This is a genomic window from Bacillus sp. MZGC1, from assembly GCF_002998605.1.
Classification (GTDB): domain Bacteria; phylum Bacillota; class Bacilli; order Bacillales; family Bacillaceae; genus Bacillus.
The window spans coordinates 17981-40212 of record NZ_PVRE01000004.1; the positions used below are offsets into that span (position 1 = coordinate 17981).

The window sequence follows — 22232 nt, forward strand, 5'->3', positions numbered from 1 at the left end:
TCATAAATGGATGGATTTGTACGAATCTTATCAGCGAGGGCAATTTGCTGCCTTCATACATAGGAGAGCACATCAAAGGTAGAACGTGACAAGCCTCATCGCATATAGTGTATGGAGGTCTCACTTTCTTGAGCGGGATCACCCGCTAAATTGTGATTGACGGAGGTCAGACCTTATAGTACAATCATCCTTGTGTTACTGGATTTTTATTCTATCAGGAAAGGCAGGGTAGATGTTCAGCAACTCTCTTATAATTATAGCGCCCGAACTAAGCGATCGGACGAAAGATGCTTAGTTGACGAGGATGGAGGTTATCGAATTTTCGGCGGATGCCTCCCGGCTGATCAAAAAAGAGATCACAGCCGTAAGTGTTTCTTTAAAGCAAAGAGGTGACTCTTTGTACAAAGGGAATACACATGATCTCCCAAATTAAACATGTAGAGAGGGACGAAGAAATGTCCCTTCTATTTTAGTAGGCTTTCTTTGTCCCTTTCACATGATCGGGAGGAAGAATATTTATGTGTGGAATCGTAGGTTATATTGGTCAGAATGATGCGAAGGAAATCTTATTAAAGGGTTTAGAGAAGCTAGAGTACCGCGGGTATGACTCAGCAGGTATCGCTGTGGCAAACGAAGAAGGCGTGCATGTGTTCAAAGAAAAAGGACGTATCGCTGAGCTTCGTGAAGTTGTTGATGCAAATGTAGCATCTTCAGCTGGAATCGGACATACACGCTGGGCAACACACGGTGTACCAAGCCATCTAAATGCGCATCCGCATCAAAGTGCTTCTGGCCGTTTTACGCTTGTTCATAACGGTGTCATCGAGAACTATGTACAATTGACACGCGAATATTTACAAGACGTCACACTAAAAAGCGACACAGATACAGAGGTTGTTGTTCAAGTTATCGAACAATTTGTGGACAGAGGTCTTGATACAGAGGAAGCTTTCCGTCAAACGCTTCTTCAACTAAAAGGCTCTTACGCAATTGCCCTTTTCGATAACGAAAACAAAGAAACAATCTATGTGGCGAAAAACAAAAGCCCATTATTGGTTGGTTTCGGAGAAGATTTCAACGTTGTAGCTTCTGACGCAATGGCGATGCTTCAAGTAACAAACGAATATGCGGAATTAATGGATAAAGAAATGGTCATTGTCACTAAAGACGAGGTGATCATCAAAAACCTTGACGGTGATATCATGACACGTCCTTCTTATATCGCTGAGCTAGATGCAAGCGACATCGAGAAAGGCACATATCCTCACTACATGTTAAAAGAAACGGATGAGCAGCCGCTTGTCATGCGCAAAATCATCCAAGAATATCAAGACGAAAACGGCAAGCTGTCAGTCGCTGGCGATATCGCAAGCGCAGTAGCAGAAGCAGACCGCATTTACATCGTGGCTTGTGGAACGAGCTACCATGCAGGGCTTGTTGGTAAACAATATATTGAAGACTGGGCGAAAGTACCTGTAGAAGTCCATGTAGCAAGTGAATTCTCTTACAACATGCCGCTTCTATCGAAAAAGCCGTTGTTCATCTTCCTTTCTCAATCTGGGGAGACTGCGGACAGCCGTGCTGTACTTGTTCAAGTCAAAGAGCTTGGTCATAAAGCATTAACGATCACAAACGTACCAGGTTCAACGCTTTCTCGTGAAGCGGACTTCACATTGCTTCTTCATGCAGGACCAGAAATCGCAGTGGCTTCAACAAAAGCTTACACAGCGCAAATCGCTGTTCTTGCGATCCTTGCATCCGTTGCAGCTGAATTAAATGGTCAATCTCTTGACTTCGACCTTGTGAAAGAGCTTGGGATTGTAGCAAACGCAATGGAAGCCCTTGTCGATCAAAAGGATGAAATGGAACAAATCGCTCGTGACTTCTTCACAGTGACACGTAACGCATTCTTTATCGGAAGAGGACTTGATTACTATGTGTGCCTTGAAGGTTCACTAAAACTAAAAGAGATCTCTTACATCCAAGCAGAAGGCTTTGCTGGTGGAGAACTCAAACACGGAACAATTGCTTTAATTGAAGAAGGCACACCGGTCATTGCCCTTGCAACGCAAGAGCACGTGAACCTCAGCATTCGCGGTAACGTCAAAGAAGTCGTTGCACGCGGCGCAAACCCATGTGTCATCTCACTAAAAGGCCTAGAAGACGAAGGCGACCGTTTCGTCCTTCCAGCTGTACACCCAGCACTTGCACCACTTGCATCTGTTGTCCCATTACAGCTCATCGCTTACTACGCAGCCCTTCACCGCGGGTGTGATGTGGATAAACCACGTAACCTTGCGAAGAGTGTGACGGTGGAGTAGGGTTAAATTAAATCGGATTTTTGATACCCCTTTAGATATCATTTTCTAAAGGGGTATTTTTGTGTCAAATTAATTTGTATATAAAAATAGAAAAGATAATGTTTGACTTAAGAAATCTTTAACTTAAATTGGTATTAATTCAATGTTTATAAGCTTTTCCAATGCCCATTTATCAGAGGCTTTAACCGAGTAGATATTATGGGAGGATTTTTGTACTTAAAGTCGAAGTGTCAAACATGTATTATTTATTGAGTTTATATAAGTGTCTGCAAAAAAATTACTGAGAGGATACGAGAAATAGTGAACAAGGAGATTTTTAATAAATACGAAAATATAACTTATGAAAGAATCAATAAGGTTTGTAAAAACGTTAATACTTCTGTATTTCCAAAAGTCAGATTAGCAGATATTTTTTCTATTACGAATAGTGGAATCTCAAATGAAGAGTATTCTTTTGCCTTAAAATCGCACTTTGATTTTACTGTCTATGACAACAAGACATTTCTACCATTATTTTCAGTTGAATTTGATGGGAAATATCATAGAACAGGAACTCAAAAATTTCGAGATGATATTAAAAATAGATTGGCAGATAGATTTGATCTTCCTTTATTGAGAATTAACTCTCGGTACTTAGACACAAAATATCGTAATCTTGATCTTTTGAGTTGGTGTGTTGATGTTTGGTTTTTAGCTGAAGCCTTCTATAAAGCACAAGAGAATGGAGCAATTCCATATGATGAACCATTTTCTCCGGAATCAATTTATTCAATAGGTGACAATAAAGAAAAGTTTCCATTATTTTTGACCCTTGAGATTAGAAATGAGATTAGAAAGCTTTCTGAACAAAAAAAAATCAAAAGTCTAATTCCTAATGTTTGGATTGGTAAGGATGAAAGTGGAAATTATTACGGAGTTAGCTGGTTGTATATAGACAATGAGAAGGGTTTAATTACAGTTAGTGGCATGAAGGCACAGAGATTTCCTATATCTGAAAGTGAATTATTAGAGGAAATAATGATATTTGATTTGTACGAACAGTTGGTAGAATTTCTTGATAATAAAAGAAAAAGTGTTTTGAATCAAGAAATTTCTAAGAGAATTAATCATTTTGAGAAAAAATATCTATTGGCAATATTTAGTGGTGGCATTTAATAAGTAAAAACTTGTAGTTATAAATAAAGATTGAGATTCTTTAACAAGCAAGCCCAGTGAACGCACCTTCACTGGGCTTTTTTATAACTTATAGACCATTCGATCGATAAAAATAAAATCCATTTGAACGAATTCACTCTTCATGTCGTCAAAAGAAGTGATATCAAAACAAATTGGTTATGAAAAAGGAGTGGCGTGGATGGATTTGAAGATGATTTTACCTCTCGTTTTGCTGCAAGCCATTTTAATGGTGATTGGTTTGTTTGATTTGCTGAAAAGAGATCCATCTAGGATCAGAGGAGAGGTGAAGTGGGTTTGGGCTTTGGTGATTGTGTTCGTGGCGAGTGCCGGTCCTATTGCGTATTTCATTTTTGGTCGTAAACAATCTTAGTAGGGGGGATTTGCTTGAATATGCTGGAGTGTCAAGGGCTGACGAAATCGTATGGTCGGCATGAAGTTTTAAAAAACGTTTCGTTTTCTGTTGGGGAGGTCGGATGTGTAGGGTTTTTAGGAGCCAATGGAGCAGGTAAGACAACGACGATTCGGATTTTGACGGGGCTTGCTCGTCCTACGTCTGGCGTCGTGAAGGTGGCGGGTATGGATGTGACAAAGGACATGGATGACATTAGTCATGTGATTGGCTATTGTCCGCAGCAGCCTGCATTTTATCAGGATATGACAGGTCAGGAGTGGATGCATTGGGTTGGCGGGTTATTTCATTTAGAGAAAAAAATCATTCGTTCCAAAACAGAGGAACTGCTGAAGCTTTGCCGTGTGTATGAGGCGAAGGATCGTACCATTGGCAGTTATAGCGGAGGGATGAAGCAGAGGCTCGCCATTGCACAGGCGCTCATCAACAGCCCGAAGGTTCTTATTCTAGATGAGCCTGTGTCTGCACTTGATCCCATGGGGAGAAAAGACGTCCTGACTTTGATTGAGCGTCTAAAGCATGAGATGCTGATCTTTATGTCGACCCATATTTTAGATGACATTGAACGAGTGGCGGATCATATTATCATGATCAACAGTGGAAAAATTGAAATGTCCTCTTCCATGAAACAGATCAAAGAAGACTATATCCAGCCAGTGATTGAATTTCAATTAGAACAAAAGAATACGAAATTAGTGGCTTTGTTAAAAGAGCAGGATTGGATGGAGGAATGCATTGAGACAGGGGACGGTTATCAGGTTCGAGTCAAAGATCAGCAAACGGCATTGAAGGAGCTGCCTTGTCTGATCACTGAATCAGGTGGTGTTATCCTCCATTATCGACTATCTAAGCTGACGCTTGAAGATATTTTCATGAAGGTTGTGACTGCATGATGATGTTGAAAAAGGAATTTAGGGAGTTATTCACTAGTTATAAAATGTTGTTTGTGCCAATCATTTTTACGATTTTAATGATCACGCAGCCTATTACGCTCAAAATGCTGCCGGATCTTTTATCGAAATCAGCTAATTTACCTGAAGGGTCCACATTTTATATACCAGAGCCTAGCGCTGGTGAGGCTTTAGCGAGTGCATTGAGTAAATTCGATTCGCTTGGTGTTTTTATTCTCATTATGATTGTGATGGGGACGATCGCTGGAGAGCGTGCCTCTGGGGTGACTGCGATGATTATGGTGAAGCCGATCAGTCGAATGAGTTATTATGTCTCAAAAATATGCGCCTATGCTGGTTTGACCTTGTTTAGTTTGGTGGTGGCGGTGCTTGCCTCCGTTTATTATGTGGACATTCAATTTGGGCATCTGGATTGGGTCAATGTGTTAAAAGGAACGCTTCTTTATTACCCCAATTTATTGCTGATTGTCGTGTCGACCATTTGTGCTTCGGCGTTCTTTACGCGTTCGGTCACAGCCGGCGGTGTATCGCTTGTGATCAACCTTATTCTATTTACTGTTCCTTCATTTTATGAGGATACATTAGGGAAGTTTGCGCCTAAAGGCGTGACAAGTGCCGCCGAGGAGATGATTCATAGAGGGACTTATTCGGATCAGGCGCTTACAAGCTTTCTAGGTGTATCGGTATTGATTGGTTTCTTTTTTCTCATCGGATGGTTTCTTTTTAGAAAACAAGAATTATAGGTTGTTGGACCCTTTGGAGCAGCTCGAACTAGCGTTAGAGAATGTGAAACGAAACGTAGAAGCGGCAGATATGGCCGTGGAAGATATAACGAAACTAGTATTTTATCTCGTGGGAGAGTTCGATGCTGAGAGTAGAAAACGAATCATGGGGCAGTTCTTAGGCGATCATCTCCCTTGTATGACGATGATTTATGTGGTGGCATTGGCTTCTCCTGCTTTAAAGGTAGAGGTGGATGCTTGGGCGTGTCAGGAGATGGTTTAGGGTGATGAGGAGGTTTGATCTTCTCTTATTGAAGGGAGAAAATGATCTTAAATAAAAATAGGGGATGTTATTTTGTTTCAATCCAACAAAGAATTAAAACGAAACGCAGTTTTTTTCGCAGGGTTTGGAGCGGTTTTGTTGATTTTAATGATATTGAAATGGTTTTCGATTCGTGCAGACTGGGAGTTAGCGTTGATTTTTTTCGGATTGGGGATTTTGTTTTATTTGAAACGTGTGATGCGGAAAGAAGAAAATCATCATTCATAATTCATCAGTAAGATACCTAGAATGTATATTCTAGGTTTTTTTATTAAATTTACCTTAAAACACATGTTTTTACATGGGTGTAGAGACCAATTTTTTGAAAGTGTGGTAGGATAAATATGCTTTTATATTTTCCGAAGGAGCTGTCGTGTTGAAGGGATCTAGGGTTGAGTTCATTGATAGTTTGCGTGGTTTTAGTTTATTAGGTATTTTGATCGTGAATATGCTTAATTTTCAATATGATTATGATTTTGAGAAAATGTTTGATTCGAGTTTTTGGGGGCAGGAATTCGGCGTTTATCTGACGGAAATTTTGTTCCAAGGGTCGTTTTATCCGATTTTCTCCTTTTTGTTTGGGTATTCTTTTATCAAGCTGATTGAATCAACGAAAGCCAAGGGACTAAATACGAATGCCATTGTCGTTCGCCGAGGCTTTGGTCTGATTGTGCTTGGGATGCTGCATTACATCTTTATTTGGAATGGCGACATTCTTCTTTATTATGGGGCTTGTACGTTTTTCTTGATGATGTTTTTGAGCAGCCGGATCAAAACAATGCTTATTTGGTCTGGTGTATTAGGGGCGTTATCTTTAGTCGTTGTGCCATATATGATGAACCTCGTTTATGGGAACGATGAACTTTTAACCGATGTGTATGCGAAGGGTGCATATGGGGATATATTGCTCAGCAGGGTTACAGTTGAAGACGATATGATGATTGTGACCATTATTCTGGCGATTATGACCATTATGTTCATGCCAATACTAGGGTTTCTTTTCGGTACGATGATGGTGGGACCGTTCGCCTTGCTAGGCATGGTGATTGGTAAACGAGGGCATCTCACAGAAGAAGATCGAGGGATGGCCTATCGCAAAGGCTGGGTCTGGGTCATTGTCGTCGGCCTTGCGCTAAAATGTACGACGTTCATTGATGCGCCTTGGAGTGAATTTGTGATGATTCTTGGTGGTTATGTGCTGGCGATCGGGTATATTCAAGCCTTTATTGTTTTCTACTATTCGAAGGCAGCCCAAGGCCTCAAACGTCTGCTTGCAGGACTTGGCCGTTTGTCTCTATCAAACTATTTGGCGCAGTCGATCATTTGTACAACGATTTTCTATTCTTATGGACTTGGTCTATTTGGACAATTGGGGTCAATGTTGGGACTGCTGCTCGCTGTCGGACTGTATACAGCGCAGCTGTTCATCAGCCATCTCTATTTGAAAAAATGGAGAAGAGGTCCGGTGGAGTGGATGATGGGAAAATGGGTGTATTGGAGATAAATTTTGTTGGGGAAGGCCGCATAGCTGAAGAGCTGTGCGGTTTTTTTAATTGAGTTGCAATCAAAAAGTGGTTGATTATTCTTCCAAAGTGTATATAATGTATATATAGTGTATATACATTATTTTGTTCCAAACACCAGTACAGAAAAAAGAGGTTTTTATATGCAGATTACGATTTCAAACCACTCTAAGGAGCCCATTTATGAGCAAATTACGAATCAAATCAAATCGATGATTTTAACGGGGGAGCTGGCGGAAGGCTCGGCACTGCCGTCTATTCGAAAGCTGGCGAAGGATTTGCAAATTAGCGTCATCACAACAAAGCGAGCATATGAAGAGTTAGAGAAGGCAGGATTTATTTATTCGATTGTAGGCAAGGGATCATTTGTTGCGGAACAAAACCTAGAGGTCATGAGAGAGAAAAAATTGAAGGTGATTGAAGATCAGCTTGGAGCGGTTGTCACAAACGGCAAGGAATTAGGCTTATCTTTTGATGAATTGCAGCAGTTATTAAAGTTCTTGTATGAGGAGTGAGAAGAGTGGAGCATGTGATTGAATTCAAAGGAGTATCAAAACGATTCAAGGACTTTTCAGTTAAGAGTCTCGATTTGCAGGTCAAGAAAGGCTTTGTTACAGGGTTTATTGGAGAAAATGGAGCTGGTAAGTCGACCACCATTAAAATGATCATGAATTTGTTAAAACCAGATTCAGGTGAGGTCAAGATTTTCGGATTAGATTATCACACCCATGAAAAAGAGATTAAGGAACGAATCGGCTTTGTTTACGATGCCAACGTTTTTTTCCCAGGTTTGAATTTAAAAGACATTAAACGGATTGTGGCACCTGCTTATAAACGCTGGGATGACCGTCTTTTCCATCAATATATTGAACAGTTTGGCCTGCCCCTGCATAAAGCAATCAAAACATTCTCAAAAGGGATGCAGATGAAGGCGTCACTTGCGATTGCGCTATCACATCATGCAGAGCTGATTATCATGGATGAGCCAACAGCCGGTTTAGACCCAGTTTTTAGAAGAGAGCTGTTAGGAACGTTACAAGAGTTAATGATTAATGAGAACCGGACCATATTTTTCTCAACACATATGACAACAGATTTAGACCGGATTGCGGATTATATTGCGTTTATACAAAATGGACAATTGGTCTTTCAACAGTCGGTTCATGAGGTAGCGGAGAATTATGCGCTTGTGAAGGGAAGCCTGGATTTGTTGGATCGAGACACAGAAAAGGCTTTTGTCCATATTCAGCGTACAGCAGCAGGGTTTGAAGCATTAACAGATCGGATCGGTGAAGTGAATCATATTTTTGGAGACGCTGTTGTGATCGAACCGGCGTCGCTTGAGGATATCATGTTTTATTTGAAAGGCGGGGTGGCGCATGTTTCATTTAATGAAGCGTGATGTGATTTTGCAGAAAAAGCAGCTGATTATTTTTCTTCCGTTTATCTTATTTTTTATTCTCATGGATGCGCATCCGGCATTGATTTTTCTAGTCGCTAGTTTCTTCATACCTTTTAACACATATGCGTACGATGAGAAGGCAGAAACGAATATTCTATTAAACTCTTTGCCTTATACACGTAAAGAAATTATCGCATCACGTTATCTTGGTGCCGTTTTCTATATGATTATCGCAATCGGGCTGACAAGTGCTGCTTTATTTGTTTTTGGGAAGCTGTTTTCGCTGACGGATATTGCGATTGGCAGCGGGCTGTTTTTATTGTTTGCGGCGTGTACGTTTCCATTGTTTTATATCTTGAAGCCTGGCTATATCACAACGGCAGTGATTATTGGCTTTATCCTTTTATCTGGTATAGGACCGCCATTTGTTGCCTATTTAGCGGAGCAATTCAGTGGGATCACAGATTTTATCATGAAATTATCGATACCTATTTTATATACTGGGTCAGCTGTGCTGATTATGCTTATCTACCTGCTGTCTTGGGGGCTTTCTACTGCTATTTATCAAAGGAAAGCGTTCTAGGAAAAATAGCTGAATCTATTCAAAGTAGATCATGACCGCAATTATGACCAAGTAGAGGTGAGCGAGATGATGTATAGTCTGTCACGCAAGAGGCGATTTTCTATTTTGAGTCGCATTTGATGGATGAGCTGTATTAGGGCAGGTGCCTGAAATAGTGGGATATTCTCATTTTCATTTCAATATGCGATTGTTTTAGATATCCCTTCTCACAGTGAATCCATTCATTTTGGTGTCTTGCTCAGCGGCAAGGGAACGGTATGGGCAGATGGGTTTCGATTTGAGGAAGTGAATGAGAAGACACCTACAACCAATATGGTGGAGGATTCTGCATTGCCAGATGTTCCAGTGAATTTACAGTTTGAGCTTGAGGAGACCGTGTGAGCGGTCTTTTTTATTTATTTTATATAAAGAACCTATATTGACAGTTTATCATGAAGTAGATTAAAATACATACCAACGGTCGGTATGTAAGAGGAGGCGTTTCATTTGGCCAGAAATAAGTATCCAGAAAAGACAATCAAGCAAATTTTAGATGTGTCGACGAAGCTGTTTCAGGAAAAAGGATTTGAAAAGACGAGTTTGCAGGATATCATCCATGAATTGAACATGTCTAAGGGTGCTATTTATCATCATTTCAAATCGAAGGAAGAAATATTACGTGCCGTGATGGATCGGCAATTTCGTCATGCGACAGAGAAGCTTGAAGATCTGATTGAGCATACAGAGGCAGTTCATGCAAAAGAGAAGCTGCAGCTTATTTTAGAGAAGCTTGTGGCAGATCCACAGTCTCACTCAATTGATGGAATCTTAGTTGATCAGATCAAAAACCCGCAGTTTGTGGTGGAAGGGATGAAGGCAGGAGTAAATCAGGATGCGCTTAAAATTAAAAGGCTCATTCTAGAAGGAATTGATGATGGTTCGATGAAGACTGCTTTTCCTGGTGAAGTGGCAGAAGTGTTTATGCTTCTCGTGAATATATGGCTGAATCCAACACTATTTGCTCGTGATGAGCAGGAAACTAGTCAGCGTTTGCTGTTTTTACAACAGATGATGAAAGGGCTTGGAGTGGATGTAGTGAGTGATCTATTTATTCAAAAGGTCACAGCGCATTATGCTGGAATTGGTGGATATGATCAGCCTGGAACCTAAATGGTCAGATAAAAGACAAAAAGAAAAATTCATTTCATAGGAGGATGCCTTATGCTTCACTTCATAAAACTTGAGCTAAGAAAAAGCCATATGAAACATTATATTCAATCTAGTATGATTGCAAGCATTGTACTGCTGGTGTTTATTTATTTTGTCGCGTTTGTTGCACAGGTTGAACAGGAAATAGGTTTTCAGCAATATCCGAATATCTATTTGTTGACCAGTATAGTATGGATGATCTTTTTTTCGATCGTCACAGCCTTGATGTATTGTCGAGTGATGGTGACTGCATTGAAAGAGCATGAACCTCATTCATCAAGTCTGAAAGCATCACTCCTTTCGAGAATGGTCTGGATGCTGTGCTTTTCTACGATTGCAATGCTGTGTAGCATCATTCCCTCATTTGTTGTGTTTAGTGTCACTGAAACGTTCTTCCCCTTTGTTCAGGATGCGCTGACAGCTGATGTGATGTTCACTGTGATCAAAACGTACCTAGTGTTTACTTGTTGTATCAACGGTATTGGCATGATTGCGATGAGAGTGGGGTTAATGAAGAAATCTACCTCCATGACCATTCTGACTGCGATTGTTCTATGTGCTGTTTTAGGAAACCTATTAATTGCTTTTTATGGAAATGATCAAATGAATTTCATTCTGTCAGGAGTCATGATCGCAGCCGTTCTCATTGTGATCTTGGAATTATGGGGCAGTATCATCCGGCTTCAAGAGAGATGAGCCGCGTTGAAAAAAGGAGGGAGACATTGTGGAGCATACGGTTCGAATTGAAGAATCGGTCGTAGAATTATCGCTGGATTGGCTATTGGGAGAGGTGCGTATTCATCATCATGATCATCCTTATCTATTCATTCGTCAAACGACCAATCAAGCTTTTCCCCAACGTTATTTGCTGCATCATCAGGTAAGAGATGGACGGCTGGTCATTCAAGATCGACGAAAAAAAATACTCAGCTTAGGGCTTCACCTTTATAAAACCGATGTAGCTATTTATCTTCCTAAACAACAATTACAGTCCATATCTCTTCGTTGTAAAGGAACAAATCTTCAGGCAGAGAGGCTGAAGGTGGAAAATGTCTCTTGTCATTTAACTTCTGGAAAGACGATGCTATCAGGTGAAATCAAACATCTCCATTTAGAGACAGTAGGTGGACTTATTTCTAGTCGGCAGCTGGTCGCGCAGAGATTATTACTGCACGCCACATCGTCAAAAGTTGAGTTGACGGGTGCTTTTTCGGACGTTGATCTGCATGTAACAGGTAGAAGGATGCAGATTCATTCTACTAAGATGCTAGATTCACTTAAATCTACTTCAACAGGAGCATATGTCAAAGTGGAGATACCGGAAAATGATGGGTTTACTTGTTATGTAAAGAAAAGATCCGGTGCTTTTCGGAATGACTTTTCTTGTCATCTAGAGAAGGGCAAAATGGTGCATAAAAATGGACTACGATCCTTTGAGATTGATATAAGAGGCGGTCAGTTTCTAATAAGTCATAAGCATTGAAGGTGACTTTCACTCGTTGATTCAATATATCAATATAAAACAATTTGAATCTCTTTTATCGTCGGAATATTTTGATAATAGTGTTTTCCTCAAAAAAACAATTGTTTTTTAAGGGTAGATTTATTATGATAATATACATCGAAAGATTGATGTTTCTCAATCAGAATGAACATTCTGATTTTTATTTTTTATGTTGTTTGTTGATGAGGGGGAAGAAAAGTGGCTCAAAAGGAATTAAAGAGAGGGTTAAGTGCCCGCCATATTCAAATGATCGCACTCGGCGGCACGATTGGTGTTGGCTTATTTATGGGGTCAGCCAAGGCCATTCAATGGACAGGTCCATCGGTTCTTCTCGCGTACGCAGTATGTGGTATCTTTATCTTTTTTATTATGCGTGCGATGGGAGAAATGTTATACGTTGAACCGAGTACAGGTTCATTTGCTACATTTGGTCACCAATATATTCATCCGCTTGCGGGTTATATGACAGCTTGGAGTAACTGGTTCCAGTGGGTCATTGTCGGGATGTCGGAAATTATTGCAGTAGGCGCTTATATGAAATATTGGTTCCCAGAGCTGCCAGCTTGGATTCCAGGATTAATTGCGATGATTATTTTGGGAGCGGCCAATTTGATTTCGGTTAAATCGTTCGGTGAGTTCGAATTTTGGTTTGCGATGATCAAGATTGTGACGATTATTTTGATGATCATTGCGGGTCTAGGCATTATTTTCTTTGGATTTGGAAATGGCGGAACACCTATTGGATTGTCTAATCTGTGGGCGCATGGCGGGTTCTTTACAGGTGGATTTAGCGGATTCTTGTTTGCATTGTCGCTCGTCATTGCTGCTTATCAAGGTGTAGAATTGATTGGAATTACAGCAGGTGAAGCGCAAAATCCGCAAAAGACACTGACCAATGCTATCAAAAGTATCATCTGGCGTATTTTGATTTTCTATATCGGTGCGATCTTTGTCATTGTGACAGTGTATCCTTGGGATCAGCTGAATACCCTTGGCAGTCCATTTGTGGCGACGTTTGCGAAAATTGGGATTACAGCAGCAGCTGGTATTATTAACTTCGTCGTGATTACAGCAGCTATGTCTGGTTGTAACAGTGGTATTTTCAGTGCGGGTCGTATGCTTTATACATTAGGTGTGAATGGGCAGGCGCCTGCTTTCTTCACCAAGATTTCGAAGAATGGTGTACCGTATTTTGGGACATTCGCTGTGCTGATTGGCTTAGCGATAGGAGTTGTCCTCAATTATGTTGCTCCACCAAACATTTTCGTCTATGTGTACAGTGCGAGTGTACTTCCTGGTATGGTGCCTTGGTTTGTGATTTTGATTAGTCATATCGGCTTTAGAAAGGCGAAGGGATCTGCGCTTGATCAACATCCATTCAAGATGCCGCTAGCGCCATTTTCTAATTATTTGACAATCGGTTTCTTACTGATGGTGCTTGTATTTATGCTCATTAATCAGGATACGCGTATTTCTCTAATCGTGGCCATTGGGTTCTTGATTCTAGTAGCGCTTAGCTTCTATGTCTTTGGGATCGGGAAACGGAAACCGATCGAAACAGCTTCTTCTGATCAAACGGTAAAATAATCAAAGGCCTTGCGGGATGGACCGCAAGGCTTTTTGTTTAAAGTGAAGCTTTCACACGCTGAAAAACATCTGGAAAGTTGGTGAAAAGACCGGTGACGCCGTATTGAAGTAGACGGGTCATGTCTGCTTCGTTGTTGACCGTATAGGGGTGGAGGAGGAGTCCGTGGCTTCTGACCTGTTGTACGTTTTCAAGTGTCAATGCTCTAAAATTCGGTCCGACACCCAATGCATAAGATTTGATGAAGTCGAGTTGATCATCTGTGATGGACGTCATTTGGGTTCTGTCTAAAAGCTGTACTTTGGGAAGGCGTGGATCTAATTTCTGTAGTTTTAGCAGGCTGTCTTGACTAAAGGATTGGATAATGACCTGCCCTTTTCTTGTGTGTTTCCCGAGAAGATGATGTTTTTTTAGGGTCGCCAATAGTTTTTCTTCCATTTGCGGATAGATGTCTGGTTTTTTTGTTTCAATATAATAATTTTCTCGTTTACCGAAATATCGCAGCACTTCATCTAATGTGAGGACTCGCTGTCCGATATAGTTGGCGTTTTGTCTGTCGGGATTGACTTCATTAAACCAAGTACCAGCATCAAGCTGTTTGATTTCGGCAAGTGTGAGGTCTTTGACCCAGCCTGTTCCGTTTGTGGTCCGGTCAACGGTTTCATCGTGCATGACGATGAGATGTCCATCCTTTGTCATTTGAAGGTCGAGTTCGAGGTAATCCGCATTCATCTTTGTGGCGAGTTTGTAAGAAGCCAGGGTATGCTCTGGTGCATACCCTGATGCTCCGCGGTGTGCAACGGTTAAAATACGATCTGGAGATAAAAGATGTTCATGTGCCGATATGGTGGTCGGCACCCACGCAAAAGACAGTAAAGCAAAAGAGAGCAACACGAAAGCAAGTAATCTACTTTTCTTCATATTTTATCCTCCTTTTACGGTAACTGCCTCCATCATAAGAAATAGATGTAAAGGGCATGTTGGGCGGATATGAATCTTTTATGTGATTTTTATGAAGCCTGCTCTACGCGCTTCCCTGTATTCCATGTCATCGCCAGGAAGACAATCGCAAGCACACAAGAACCAACCAGTAAAATGAAGCCTCCTGTCCAGTCGTAATGATCCACGACGACGCCCATCATTGCATTGGCAAAGGCAGAGCCGCCAATATAGCCAAAGAAGCCAGTGAGTCCGGCCGCAGTGCCAGCCGCTTTTTTAGGAGCAAGGTCAATGGCTTGAAGTCCAATGAGCATGACAGGTCCGTAAATCAAAAAGCCGATGCTGATAAGGGCGATGTTATCGACCATTGGATTGCCAGCAGGGTTTAACCAGTAAACGAGCACCGCAATTAATACCCCAGCCATAAAGAGGACGCCCGCTGGTGCACGGCGGCTTCTAAAGAATCGGTCGCTGATCCAGCCGCACAACAATGTCCCCGGAATGCCTGCATATTCATAAAGAAAATAAGACCAGCGTGAATGCTCTGGTGAAAAGCCCTTTGCTTCTGTTAAGTAGGTCGGCGCCCAGTCAACGACACCGTAACGGACGAAGTACACAAAGACATTGGCAATGGCGATATACCAAAGGAATTTATTGTTGAGTACATACTTAAATAAAATCTCTTTCACTGTTAATTCTTTTTCTTGATCTTCATACTGCTGTGCCGGATAGTCATTGCGATATTCCTCGATTGGCGGAAGACCAGTGGATTGCGGGGTATCCCGGACGAGAAGAATGATCACGAAGGAGACGATAATGGCAATGATGGCAGGGAAGAAAAAGATACTTTTCCACGTCGCAAACAGCACGATCCCTAAGGTGATGAGCGGTGCAAGAATTCCCCCGCCGATATTGTGAGCGACGTTCCAAATGGACATTTTCGTTCCACGTTCACTAACCGAAAACCAATGTGCCATCGTCCGTCCGCATGGCGGCCACCCCATGCCTTGGAACCAGCCGTTTAAAAACATGAATAAGAACATGATCCATACACTTGACGTCACCCATGGAAATGAGACAAATAGGATATTGATAAGGGCTGAAAGAAAGAGTCCGGTGGCTAAAAAGTATCTTGGGTTACAGCGGTCTGAGATCATCCCCATGATGAATTTACTAAAGCCATAGGCGATAGAGACAGCTGCGAGTACAAAGCCTAATTCACTTTTCGTGAACCCTTCTTCCTGTAGATAAGGAATAGCAAAAGCGAAATTTTTCCGCAGCAAATAGTAGCCCGCATACCCGATAAAAATGCCTAAAAAGACTTGCAGCCGCAGCCGCTTATACGTCTCATCTGTTTTGGCATCATCGAGCCTGTCGATATGCGGAGCGGGTTTAAACCATTTGAACATAAAGATCCTCCTCCTGTAGTTGTCCGATTGACTGAAGCAAAAGTACGAGATCGGCGTTTGATCTTGTACTTTTTAAGAGACAAAAGAATTGATAGCGCTTTCTTTTGTACTCCCATCATATCGGATGGAAGAGACGTTTATGATGAGGCTTTTGTCATTATTTTGGAAAAACAGTTCGTCAAGTAACGAAAAAAATCCGCACAATGGCGGATTTTTCTTAGCTGTTACAGAGATACATTAATTTTCGCAGATTTCTTTAGTTTTTCAATTTCTTTTTGTACTTCTTTCTGCTTTTCTTGAGATTCTAGCTGTTTTTTAATTTGTGATTTAACCTCTTTGTATTCAGGTGCTTTTTGCTTTTGTTTTTTCATTTCATCAGCGTATTGATCATAGTACGCTTTGACGTCCTTTTCAGAGACGGAGGCTGATTTGATTTCTTTGTCGACATACTGGCTGTATTTGATGCTGTCGGCAATGTCACTTTTCAGCTGATCCATTGTGAGTCCGCTTTTCTTAAGAGCTTCTTCAAATTGAGCGTTGTCTTTGAATTGTTTCTTTTCTTCTTTTAGCTGTTTATCTACCTGCTTGTCAGAGGCTTTGATGCCCTTTTTCTCAGCATCTTGCAGGATGAGCTCTTGACCTACGAGCGCATCAATGGTTTGTTTCTTGACTGCTTTTGCGCCTTCTTTAGATGTTGGGTCTTGCCCTGATTGCTGAAGCTGCCCTTGAATGGTTGATAGAGCGCTATTATATTCACTGCCTGTGATTTTGTCTTGGTTGACGGTCGCAACGACCTTTTGATCATCGATTTTTTGTGCGTCTAATTTCTTTTGCATCTCTTCCATTTGCTTTTGCTGCTCTTTTTGGTCAGCCTGTGTTGTTTCTTTGCTTTTGGCTGAATCGTTTTGCTTATCTTGTTTCGCATCGTTTGACGAGCAAGCTGCAAGCCCAACAGATAACAGACAAGCGATGAGTGTATATGATATCTTTTTCATCATTTTCTCTCCCTTCGGTATGAGAACGTCTAGTGCGCATTCTAACCGTTTTTTAGGAAAAATAAAACCTTACAGCCGATTTGTTAGCGGATTGACATGTTTTTTATCTGTTTGTCCTCATTTTGTCTTCTCACAGTCATCTTATGACAAGCTCAATCGTGGAATAATTGCCCCATCACCTCGTCAATATTGGTAATGGGCTGGCGGCAGCTGTAGTTTTCACAAATATAAACAGTGATCCTGTCGTCGATTGTTTTGTAATCTTTTGCAAAAGGTGCGATTTGTGCTAGATCATGTCCAGTTTCGGCGGTCAATATGATATCAAAAGGCATGAATCGTTTCCGAAGCGCCTGTAAAAGCCGTTCTTTTTGAGGGTCGCCATTTTTCCCAAGAATGATGATCTCTCTTTTTGTTGCATATTGATCAAGGAGCCCTTGCAGAAACGCTGTGTGCCCACTTGGATAGGAAGAGACATCGACATAAAAGGCTTTGAACATCTGCTCTAATGTGTCTAGCCAGTCCTGACGTCCGGTCAGTCTGCTTAGCGTGAGAAGCTGCTTGAGTGCGGTGCTGTTACCAGAAGGCATGGCGCCGTCGTACACTTCTTTTTCTCGAACGAGGAGCGCTTCCGCATCTGATCCTGAGAAGAAAAAGCCCCCTTTGTCCTTGTCCCAAAACAGCTCAAACATGTTCTCAGCTACTGTTGTGGCTTTTTCCAGCCATTCTTGTTCAAAGGTTGCTTCGTATAAGGACATATAGGCAGAAAGCATATGCGCATAATCCTCGATAAAGCCAAGATGCTTCACGTCACCTTCTCTATAGCGGACCATGAGCCGCTCATGTTGGACGAGGTGTGTTTCTAGAAAAGACATCGCCTGCTTCGCCATGCGGATGGCTTCCTCTGCACCGAATACCCTTCCTGCTTTGGCGAGCGCAGAGATCATCAGCGCATTCCAAGATGTGAGCACCTTGTCATCGACAAGCGGTGCGGGTCGCTGCTGTCTGACAGATTGTAAAATGTGCCGGGCTTCTTGCAGCTTAGACTGAAGCGTATGGTCATCAATCGAAAAAGAGGCTTTGATGTCATCAAAAGAGGTGGAAATAGTATGAGGGATGTTCGCCCCTTCAAAGTTCCCCTCTTCTGTGATGTGATAGACAGCGCAGAATAAAGCGCCAAGGTCCTCGCCTAAATGAGCCATGATTTCGTCTTTTGACCAAACGTAATATTGCCCTTCTTTCCCCTCAGAATCTGCATCTATCGCTGAATAAAAGGAGCCGCCCGGATTCATCATATCTCGTTTAATAAAGTGGATCAGGTGTTGGACAAGCTTTTCATACTCAGGCTGTTGAGTAAGCTGATACGCTTCTGTGTAAGCCTCCATGAGCAAGGCGTTATCATACAGCATCTTTTCAAAATGCGGCACAAGCCATTTTTCGTCTGTTGAATAACGAGAAAAACCTGAGCCGACGTGGTCGTATATACCACCATTTGCGATTCCATCTAATGTTTTCGTGACTGCATATAGCGCATTTTCCTGCCCAGTCCATTCGTAATAGCGCATCAAGAATGAAAGCATATGAGGTGCAGGGAATTTTGGCGCAGAGCCGAATCCGCCGTGCAGCGTATCAAAACTGCTCATGAGCTGATAATAGGCTTTGTGGATCGCCTCTTGGGTGAGCGTATTCTCTGTCTGCCCTGCTGCTTTGATCCGCAGATTATTTGTCGCCTTCTCTGCCAATGATTCGATATGATCGCGATCGTTGTGATATGCGTCCAAGAGTTGTGTCAGTGCCTCGATAAAGCCAGGGCGTCCGTAAGCACTTCTTTTTGGAAAATACGTTCCCGCATAAAAAGGCTTTTGATCAGGTGTGACAAACACGTTCAACGGCCAGCCGCCTTGCCCCGTCATCATCTGACAAACAGACATATACATCGAGTCGATATCTGGACGCTCCTCACGATCGACTTTGATTGAAATGAAATGCTCATTTAAGATATCAGCAACTTGCTGATCTTCAAAGCTTTCGTGGGCCATGACGTGGCACCAGTGACAAGTGGCGTAACCGATGCTGACAAGCACTGGCTTATTTTCACGTTTGGCTTTGTCGAAGGCTTCCTGCCCCCACGGGTACCAGTGAACTGGGTTGTGGGCGTGTTGAAGGAGGTATGGTGATTTTTCTTTGATGAGTGGATTGGGTGTTTGGTTGTTTGGCATGGGTCACCTGCTTTCATGTATTATTTTACTGTGTATTTTTCCTTTAGTGAGAATTCGTCTTTTTATAAAAAAAATCCTCTTAAAGTAGAAGAGGACAATAGGATGTATTTCTTTTGATATGAATAGTATATGTTACTTGAAGTAGTCAATTTCCACAATGAATTTCTCAACTGATACTCCATCGCTCCCAATCATATGGAGTTTAGGAGTTTTTAAATTTCTCTCACCATTATTTCCAAATGTAAAGGTGACTATACCGCTTATATATTGATGAGGATTTATATCTTTAATTCTTTTCCCTGTTTTATTATTAATAAAATCTATTGTCTGGGTTTCTTCCTCTCCCCTCATCATTCTATAAAATTCAGGATGGAGGGGTAGTTTATCGTTTGTTTTATTTTTTAATGTAAATGGTATGCGGTATTCTGTTATTTTATTTCTCATTTCATCAATGGTATTAATTTTCTTAGCTTTTTTAAACGTATGACTTATTTTTAGAAATTCAAATGTTTCATTTGTCGTAAGGTTTTTTTCTGTTACTTTATAGTTGGAGTATTCACTATTCACTTGTTGATAGCGGAGCATGCTGATTAAGATAAAAATTATAGTCATCACTGAAATTACTATTACTTTTTTTCTCATTTTTCTTTATCCCTATTAACAATCGTTTCTTTTATAATTTCACCAGATTCAATATCATAAATCGTATCTGAAACCTTTTGAAGAGTTTCTTTATCGTGGCTAGCAATTAAAATTGTTTTACCTTCATTTTTTAATGTTACGAGTAATTGATGTACTATTTCGACTGCTTTCTCATCTAAAGCATTAGTAGGTTCATCTAAAATGAGCAAATCCGGTTTTTCCATAATTGCTTGAGCTATTCCCAAACGTTGTTTCATTCCAAGTGAATACTTTTTAAACTTTCTTTTGTCATTTGGATCAAGCCCTACACGAGAAAGCACAGCAGAAATTTCGTTATCGTTAATTTTATTCTGAATCATAGAGAGTAATTTTAGGTTAGCAAAACCAGTATATTCTGGGATAAAACCAGGATACTCTATTAATATTCCAACATTTTCGGGAAATGAGATGTCTCTGTGTAATTGTTTCCCACCTACAGTGACTTTTCCATCACTTGGTTTTACTAATCCGGATAATACACGAAATAACATTGTTTTTCCGGATCCATTAGGTCCACGAAAACCATAAATATTCCCCTTTTTTAATGATAAGTTAATATTCTTAAGGACTTGGTTTTTTTTAATAAATTTGTTTAATGCCTCAATTTTAATATATTCTTCTGACATGAGTTTCACCTCGATTAACATTCTTTTTCATGATCAATGCCGTAATCATTTAAAAAATCTTGTTTGATAAAAATTTTATATGCAAGAAAAGTAAAAAGTAATCCAAAACCACTAAATAAATAAATCATTCTAGAAAATAAACCTGGTATAAGCCAAGATGTCATTTCTAATGACAGAGAGTCATTAATGAAAGAAAAGCCAAAATAAATATTAAGCATTTTATCAAGAATCACAGTAGATGAAATGATAATAAAGCTGTATATATAATTTTTACTTAACAAATAGCAAACCACAACAAATAGTCCGATCAGATAGAATACCAATAAACTTGTAATCAGATATCTAATTAACATGATATTAGATGAAAAATATTCATCTAAAGGTAGTTGATCGCCATAGTTTAAGTACGGAGCGCCTTTTGTAGACAGCCAAACGTTGTCCCACCTTCCTGACAGGAAGCCACCCAGAAGGGAACCACCGATTAGGTATATGAGAGTGAATATTAGACAGATCCAAAAGACACGTAATAATAACGATAAAAATACTCTTTCTCTTTTTTGATAACGAACAAAACGAGAAGAGTCAAAAAAAGGTACGATTCCAAATGAAAAAAACATTAGAAAAAGAGGTAATACTGGAAAAATAAATGTATAGGAAGAGAAAAATAAATTTAAAGATTGTGGTATTCCCATTATTCCATGTTGCGGTATACTTTCTTTGACTAAATATAAAATACAGAGCAAATAACAAAAAAACCAGATGAATAATCGCACTTTATAACGGTATATGTCGAGTAAAACGATATGTAGTTCTTTAACGAATAACATTCTTTTTAACCCCTAGAATGTATAATGAAAAACTTAACATAAATCCGATAAACAAGTGTAAAACAAGACTTGCTAGACTCACACCATCTGTAGCCTGTTGTTGCAAGAAGCTTGTTGATATCATTTCCTGATGCCCTAGTGTTGAAAGTACCATGTTTATGACATATAAACTTGCAAAAGGTGTAATTAGAACAACAAATGATTTTTTAATAAACATTCCAAATCCCAAAGCTATACTTGCGAACATACCAGAGAAAATACCAATCAATATGACATATAAAAGCATATGAACAAAGGGATGTGTATAATATAGATCTGGTAAGAAAGTATTATCAGAGTCTAAAGGCATCTCATTGTTAATCGCTCTATCAGGTTTTATATTTGGAAGTCTCATGAAAGACAAATAAATATTTAATAATAGAGGAAAGACAGCTGTGAGCATACCTGCTAAAAAGTTTATAAGAAACAAACTAAAGAAATATTGTTTTTGTTTTCCTCTAATCATTAAAAAGCGAATAAAACCAGTTGATCGATCTCTTGAGTACAGATCTGAAAATGGAAGTGTTGCTAAAATTGGTAATAAGAACATGTAAAGTGCTGGATAATCTGATATTCCACCAATCCCCATCCATTTTGTATAAGGGGTAAAAGAAATTCCTCCAGTAAGTTCTAAATGTTCTTTTAGTGGCATTTCTTCTGTCCAAAAATATGCAATTGCTAGAATTGCTCCAATGGCTAATGATATGTAAAAAGATGGGCGTTTTATTAATCGTAATATAAGCAAATAAAACATGTATCTCTCCATTTCGTTTATTTAAAAATAAATGTAGAAGCGACTCAGTTAATTCTGAGTCGCTGTGTCATATAGTTCTCTTTTGATTTTAAAAAGCCTA

Annotated in this window: 22 protein-coding genes and 3 pseudogenes; 16 read left to right on the forward strand and 9 right to left on the reverse strand. The window is 40.3% G+C overall.

Features of this window, described 5'->3' with window-relative positions; translation table 11 throughout:
* Window positions 1-518 precede the first annotated feature (518 nt).
* The 16 genes and pseudogenes from glmS (at window position 519) to C6Y06_RS13465 (ending at window position 13648) form a co-directional block, all read left to right on the forward strand.
* Window positions 519-2321, forward strand: a complete 1803-nt coding sequence (gene glmS / locus C6Y06_RS13390; protein ID WP_060595399.1) for a glutamine--fructose-6-phosphate transaminase (isomerizing) — start codon at window positions 519-521, stop codon at window positions 2319-2321.
* 300 nt (window positions 2322-2621) lie between these two features.
* The gene (locus C6Y06_RS13395) at window positions 2622-3476 is read left to right on the forward strand and encodes a DUF2726 domain-containing protein (protein WP_189288363.1); all 855 of its coding nucleotides are present in this window, start codon (window positions 2622-2624) and stop codon (window positions 3474-3476) included.
* A gap of 199 nt (window positions 3477-3675) precedes the next feature.
* Window positions 3676-3867 carry a PLD nuclease N-terminal domain-containing protein gene (locus tag C6Y06_RS13400; protein ID WP_106037019.1) on the forward strand — a complete coding sequence of 64 codons (192 nt, stop codon included), beginning with the start codon at window positions 3676-3678 and terminating at the stop codon, window positions 3865-3867.
* Window positions 3868-3881: 14 nt separating this feature from the next.
* Window positions 3882-4799 carry an ABC transporter ATP-binding protein gene (locus C6Y06_RS13405; RefSeq protein ID WP_066031413.1) on the forward strand — a complete coding sequence of 306 codons (918 nt, stop codon included), beginning with the start codon at window positions 3882-3884 and terminating at the stop codon, window positions 4797-4799.
* Window positions 4796-5560 (forward strand): ABC transporter permease, encoded by a 765-nt coding sequence (locus tag C6Y06_RS13410; protein ID WP_066031412.1) that lies wholly within the window; start codon window positions 4796-4798, stop codon window positions 5558-5560. Before C6Y06_RS13405 ends, C6Y06_RS13410 begins: the two co-directional genes overlap by 4 nt.
* Window positions 5561-5570: 10 nt before the next feature.
* A pseudogene (locus C6Y06_RS13415) lies at window positions 5571-5822 on the forward strand (RidA family protein); the annotation flags it as partial.
* A gap of 72 nt (window positions 5823-5894) precedes the next feature.
* Window positions 5895-6089: a hypothetical protein gene (locus tag C6Y06_RS13420; RefSeq protein ID WP_106037020.1), complete on the forward strand. Its 195-nt coding sequence runs from the start codon at window positions 5895-5897 to the stop codon at window positions 6087-6089.
* 148 nt (window positions 6090-6237) lie between these two features.
* On the forward strand, window positions 6238-7365 hold the full coding sequence (locus tag C6Y06_RS13425; RefSeq protein WP_106037021.1) for a DUF418 domain-containing protein: 1128 nt from the start codon (window positions 6238-6240) through the stop codon (window positions 7363-7365).
* A gap of 162 nt (window positions 7366-7527) precedes the next feature.
* Window positions 7528-7899, forward strand: a complete 372-nt coding sequence (locus C6Y06_RS13430) for a GntR family transcriptional regulator (protein ID WP_106037022.1) — start codon at window positions 7528-7530, stop codon at window positions 7897-7899.
* A gap of 5 nt (window positions 7900-7904) precedes the next feature.
* Window positions 7905-8786, forward strand: coding sequence for an ABC transporter ATP-binding protein (locus C6Y06_RS13435; protein WP_106037023.1), 882 nt, complete (start codon window positions 7905-7907; stop codon window positions 8784-8786).
* Window positions 8764-9369, forward strand: a complete 606-nt coding sequence (locus C6Y06_RS13440; protein ID WP_106037024.1) for an ABC-2 transporter permease — start codon at window positions 8764-8766, stop codon at window positions 9367-9369. The genes C6Y06_RS13435 and C6Y06_RS13440 overlap by 23 nt, the downstream gene beginning before the upstream one ends.
* A gap of 177 nt (window positions 9370-9546) precedes the next feature.
* Window positions 9547-9750: pseudogene (locus C6Y06_RS13445) on the forward strand (AraC family transcriptional regulator); the annotation flags it as partial.
* Between the two features lie 135 nt (window positions 9751-9885).
* Window positions 9886-10518: a TetR/AcrR family transcriptional regulator gene (locus C6Y06_RS13450; RefSeq protein WP_106037150.1), complete on the forward strand. Its 633-nt coding sequence runs from the start codon at window positions 9886-9888 to the stop codon at window positions 10516-10518.
* Window positions 10519-10569: 51 nt separating this feature from the next.
* Window positions 10570-11253: a bacitracin ABC transporter permease gene (locus C6Y06_RS13455; protein ID WP_106037025.1), complete on the forward strand. Its 684-nt coding sequence runs from the start codon at window positions 10570-10572 to the stop codon at window positions 11251-11253.
* Between the two features lie 28 nt (window positions 11254-11281).
* Window positions 11282-12040: a DUF4097 family beta strand repeat-containing protein gene (locus tag C6Y06_RS13460; protein ID WP_106037026.1), complete on the forward strand. Its 759-nt coding sequence runs from the start codon at window positions 11282-11284 to the stop codon at window positions 12038-12040.
* Window positions 12041-12259: 219 nt separating this feature from the next.
* Window positions 12260-13648, forward strand: a complete 1389-nt coding sequence (locus C6Y06_RS13465) for an amino acid permease (RefSeq protein WP_106037027.1) — start codon at window positions 12260-12262, stop codon at window positions 13646-13648.
* A 37-nt stretch (window positions 13649-13685) separates the two neighbouring features.
* Here C6Y06_RS13465 and C6Y06_RS13470 read toward each other — a convergent pair whose 3' ends face one another.
* The 9 genes and pseudogenes from C6Y06_RS13470 to C6Y06_RS13505 form a co-directional block, all read right to left on the reverse strand.
* Window positions 13686-14567, reverse strand: coding sequence for a glycerophosphodiester phosphodiesterase (locus C6Y06_RS13470; protein WP_106037028.1), 882 nt, complete (start codon window positions 14565-14567; stop codon window positions 13686-13688).
* Between the two features lie 89 nt (window positions 14568-14656).
* Window positions 14657-15994: a glycerol-3-phosphate transporter gene (gene glpT, locus C6Y06_RS13475; RefSeq protein WP_106037029.1), complete on the reverse strand. Its 1338-nt coding sequence runs from the start codon at window positions 15992-15994 to the stop codon at window positions 14657-14659.
* Between the two features lie 224 nt (window positions 15995-16218).
* The gene (locus C6Y06_RS13480; RefSeq protein ID WP_106037030.1) at window positions 16219-16989 is read right to left on the reverse strand and encodes a SurA N-terminal domain-containing protein; all 771 of its coding nucleotides are present in this window, start codon (window positions 16987-16989) and stop codon (window positions 16219-16221) included.
* A 152-nt stretch (window positions 16990-17141) separates the two neighbouring features.
* Entirely contained in the window at window positions 17142-18629 is a 1488-nt protein-coding gene (locus tag C6Y06_RS20520; RefSeq protein ID WP_317615044.1) for a thioredoxin domain-containing protein, read from the reverse strand.
* An 84-nt stretch (window positions 18630-18713) separates the two neighbouring features.
* Window positions 18714-19205, reverse strand: a pseudogene (locus C6Y06_RS20340) (thioredoxin domain-containing protein); the annotation flags it as partial.
* 132 nt (window positions 19206-19337) lie between these two features.
* Complete coding sequence (locus C6Y06_RS13490; protein WP_106037032.1) at window positions 19338-19847, reverse strand: hypothetical protein; 510 nt, start codon at window positions 19845-19847, stop codon at window positions 19338-19340.
* Window positions 19844-20512 carry an ATP-binding cassette domain-containing protein gene (locus C6Y06_RS13495; RefSeq protein ID WP_106035999.1) on the reverse strand — a complete coding sequence of 223 codons (669 nt, stop codon included), beginning with the start codon at window positions 20510-20512 and terminating at the stop codon, window positions 19844-19846. Before C6Y06_RS13495 ends, C6Y06_RS13490 begins: the two co-directional genes overlap by 4 nt.
* 14 nt (window positions 20513-20526) lie before the next feature.
* Window positions 20527-21339 (reverse strand): hypothetical protein, encoded by an 813-nt coding sequence (locus C6Y06_RS13500; protein WP_060595422.1) that lies wholly within the window; start codon window positions 21337-21339, stop codon window positions 20527-20529.
* On the reverse strand, window positions 21326-22132 hold the full coding sequence (locus tag C6Y06_RS13505; protein ID WP_060595423.1) for a hypothetical protein: 807 nt from the start codon (window positions 22130-22132) through the stop codon (window positions 21326-21328). Before C6Y06_RS13505 ends, C6Y06_RS13500 begins: the two co-directional genes overlap by 14 nt.
* Window positions 22133-22232 lie beyond the last annotated feature (100 nt).

Coding starts and splice junctions, on each gene's coding strand:
- glmS (WP_060595399.1), top strand. CDS start 519: ATGTGTGGAATCGTAGGTTATATTGGTCAGAATGATGCGAAGGAAATC.
- C6Y06_RS13400 (WP_106037019.1), top strand. CDS start 3,676: ATGGATTTGAAGATGATTTTACCTCTCGTTTTGCTGCAAGCCATTTTA.
- C6Y06_RS13410 (WP_066031412.1), top strand. CDS start 4,796: ATGATGATGTTGAAAAAGGAATTTAGGGAGTTATTCACTAGTTATAAA.
- C6Y06_RS13430 (WP_106037022.1), top strand. CDS start 7,528: ATGCAGATTACGATTTCAAACCACTCTAAGGAGCCCATTTATGAGCAA.
- C6Y06_RS13440 (WP_106037024.1), top strand. CDS start 8,764: ATGTTTCATTTAATGAAGCGTGATGTGATTTTGCAGAAAAAGCAGCTG.
- C6Y06_RS13455 (WP_106037025.1), top strand. CDS start 10,570: ATGCTTCACTTCATAAAACTTGAGCTAAGAAAAAGCCATATGAAACAT.
- C6Y06_RS13470 (WP_106037028.1), bottom strand. CDS start 14,567: ATGAAGAAAAGTAGATTACTTGCTTTCGTGTTGCTCTCTTTTGCTTTA.
- glpT (WP_106037029.1), bottom strand. CDS start 15,994: ATGTTCAAATGGTTTAAACCCGCTCCGCATATCGACAGGCTCGATGAT.
- C6Y06_RS13480 (WP_106037030.1), bottom strand. CDS start 16,989: ATGAAAAAGATATCATATACACTCATCGCTTGTCTGTTATCTGTTGGG.
- C6Y06_RS20520 (WP_317615044.1), bottom strand. CDS start 18,629: ATGAGCAGTTTTGATACGCTGCACGGCGGATTCGGCTCTGCGCCAAAA.
- C6Y06_RS13490 (WP_106037032.1), bottom strand. CDS start 19,847: ATGAGAAAAAAAGTAATAGTAATTTCAGTGATGACTATAATTTTTATC.
- C6Y06_RS13495 (WP_106035999.1), bottom strand. CDS start 20,512: ATGTCAGAAGAATATATTAAAATTGAGGCATTAAACAAATTTATTAAA.
- C6Y06_RS13500 (WP_060595422.1), bottom strand. CDS start 21,339: ATGTTATTCGTTAAAGAACTACATATCGTTTTACTCGACATATACCGT.
- C6Y06_RS13505 (WP_060595423.1), bottom strand. CDS start 22,132: ATGTTTTATTTGCTTATATTACGATTAATAAAACGCCCATCTTTTTAC.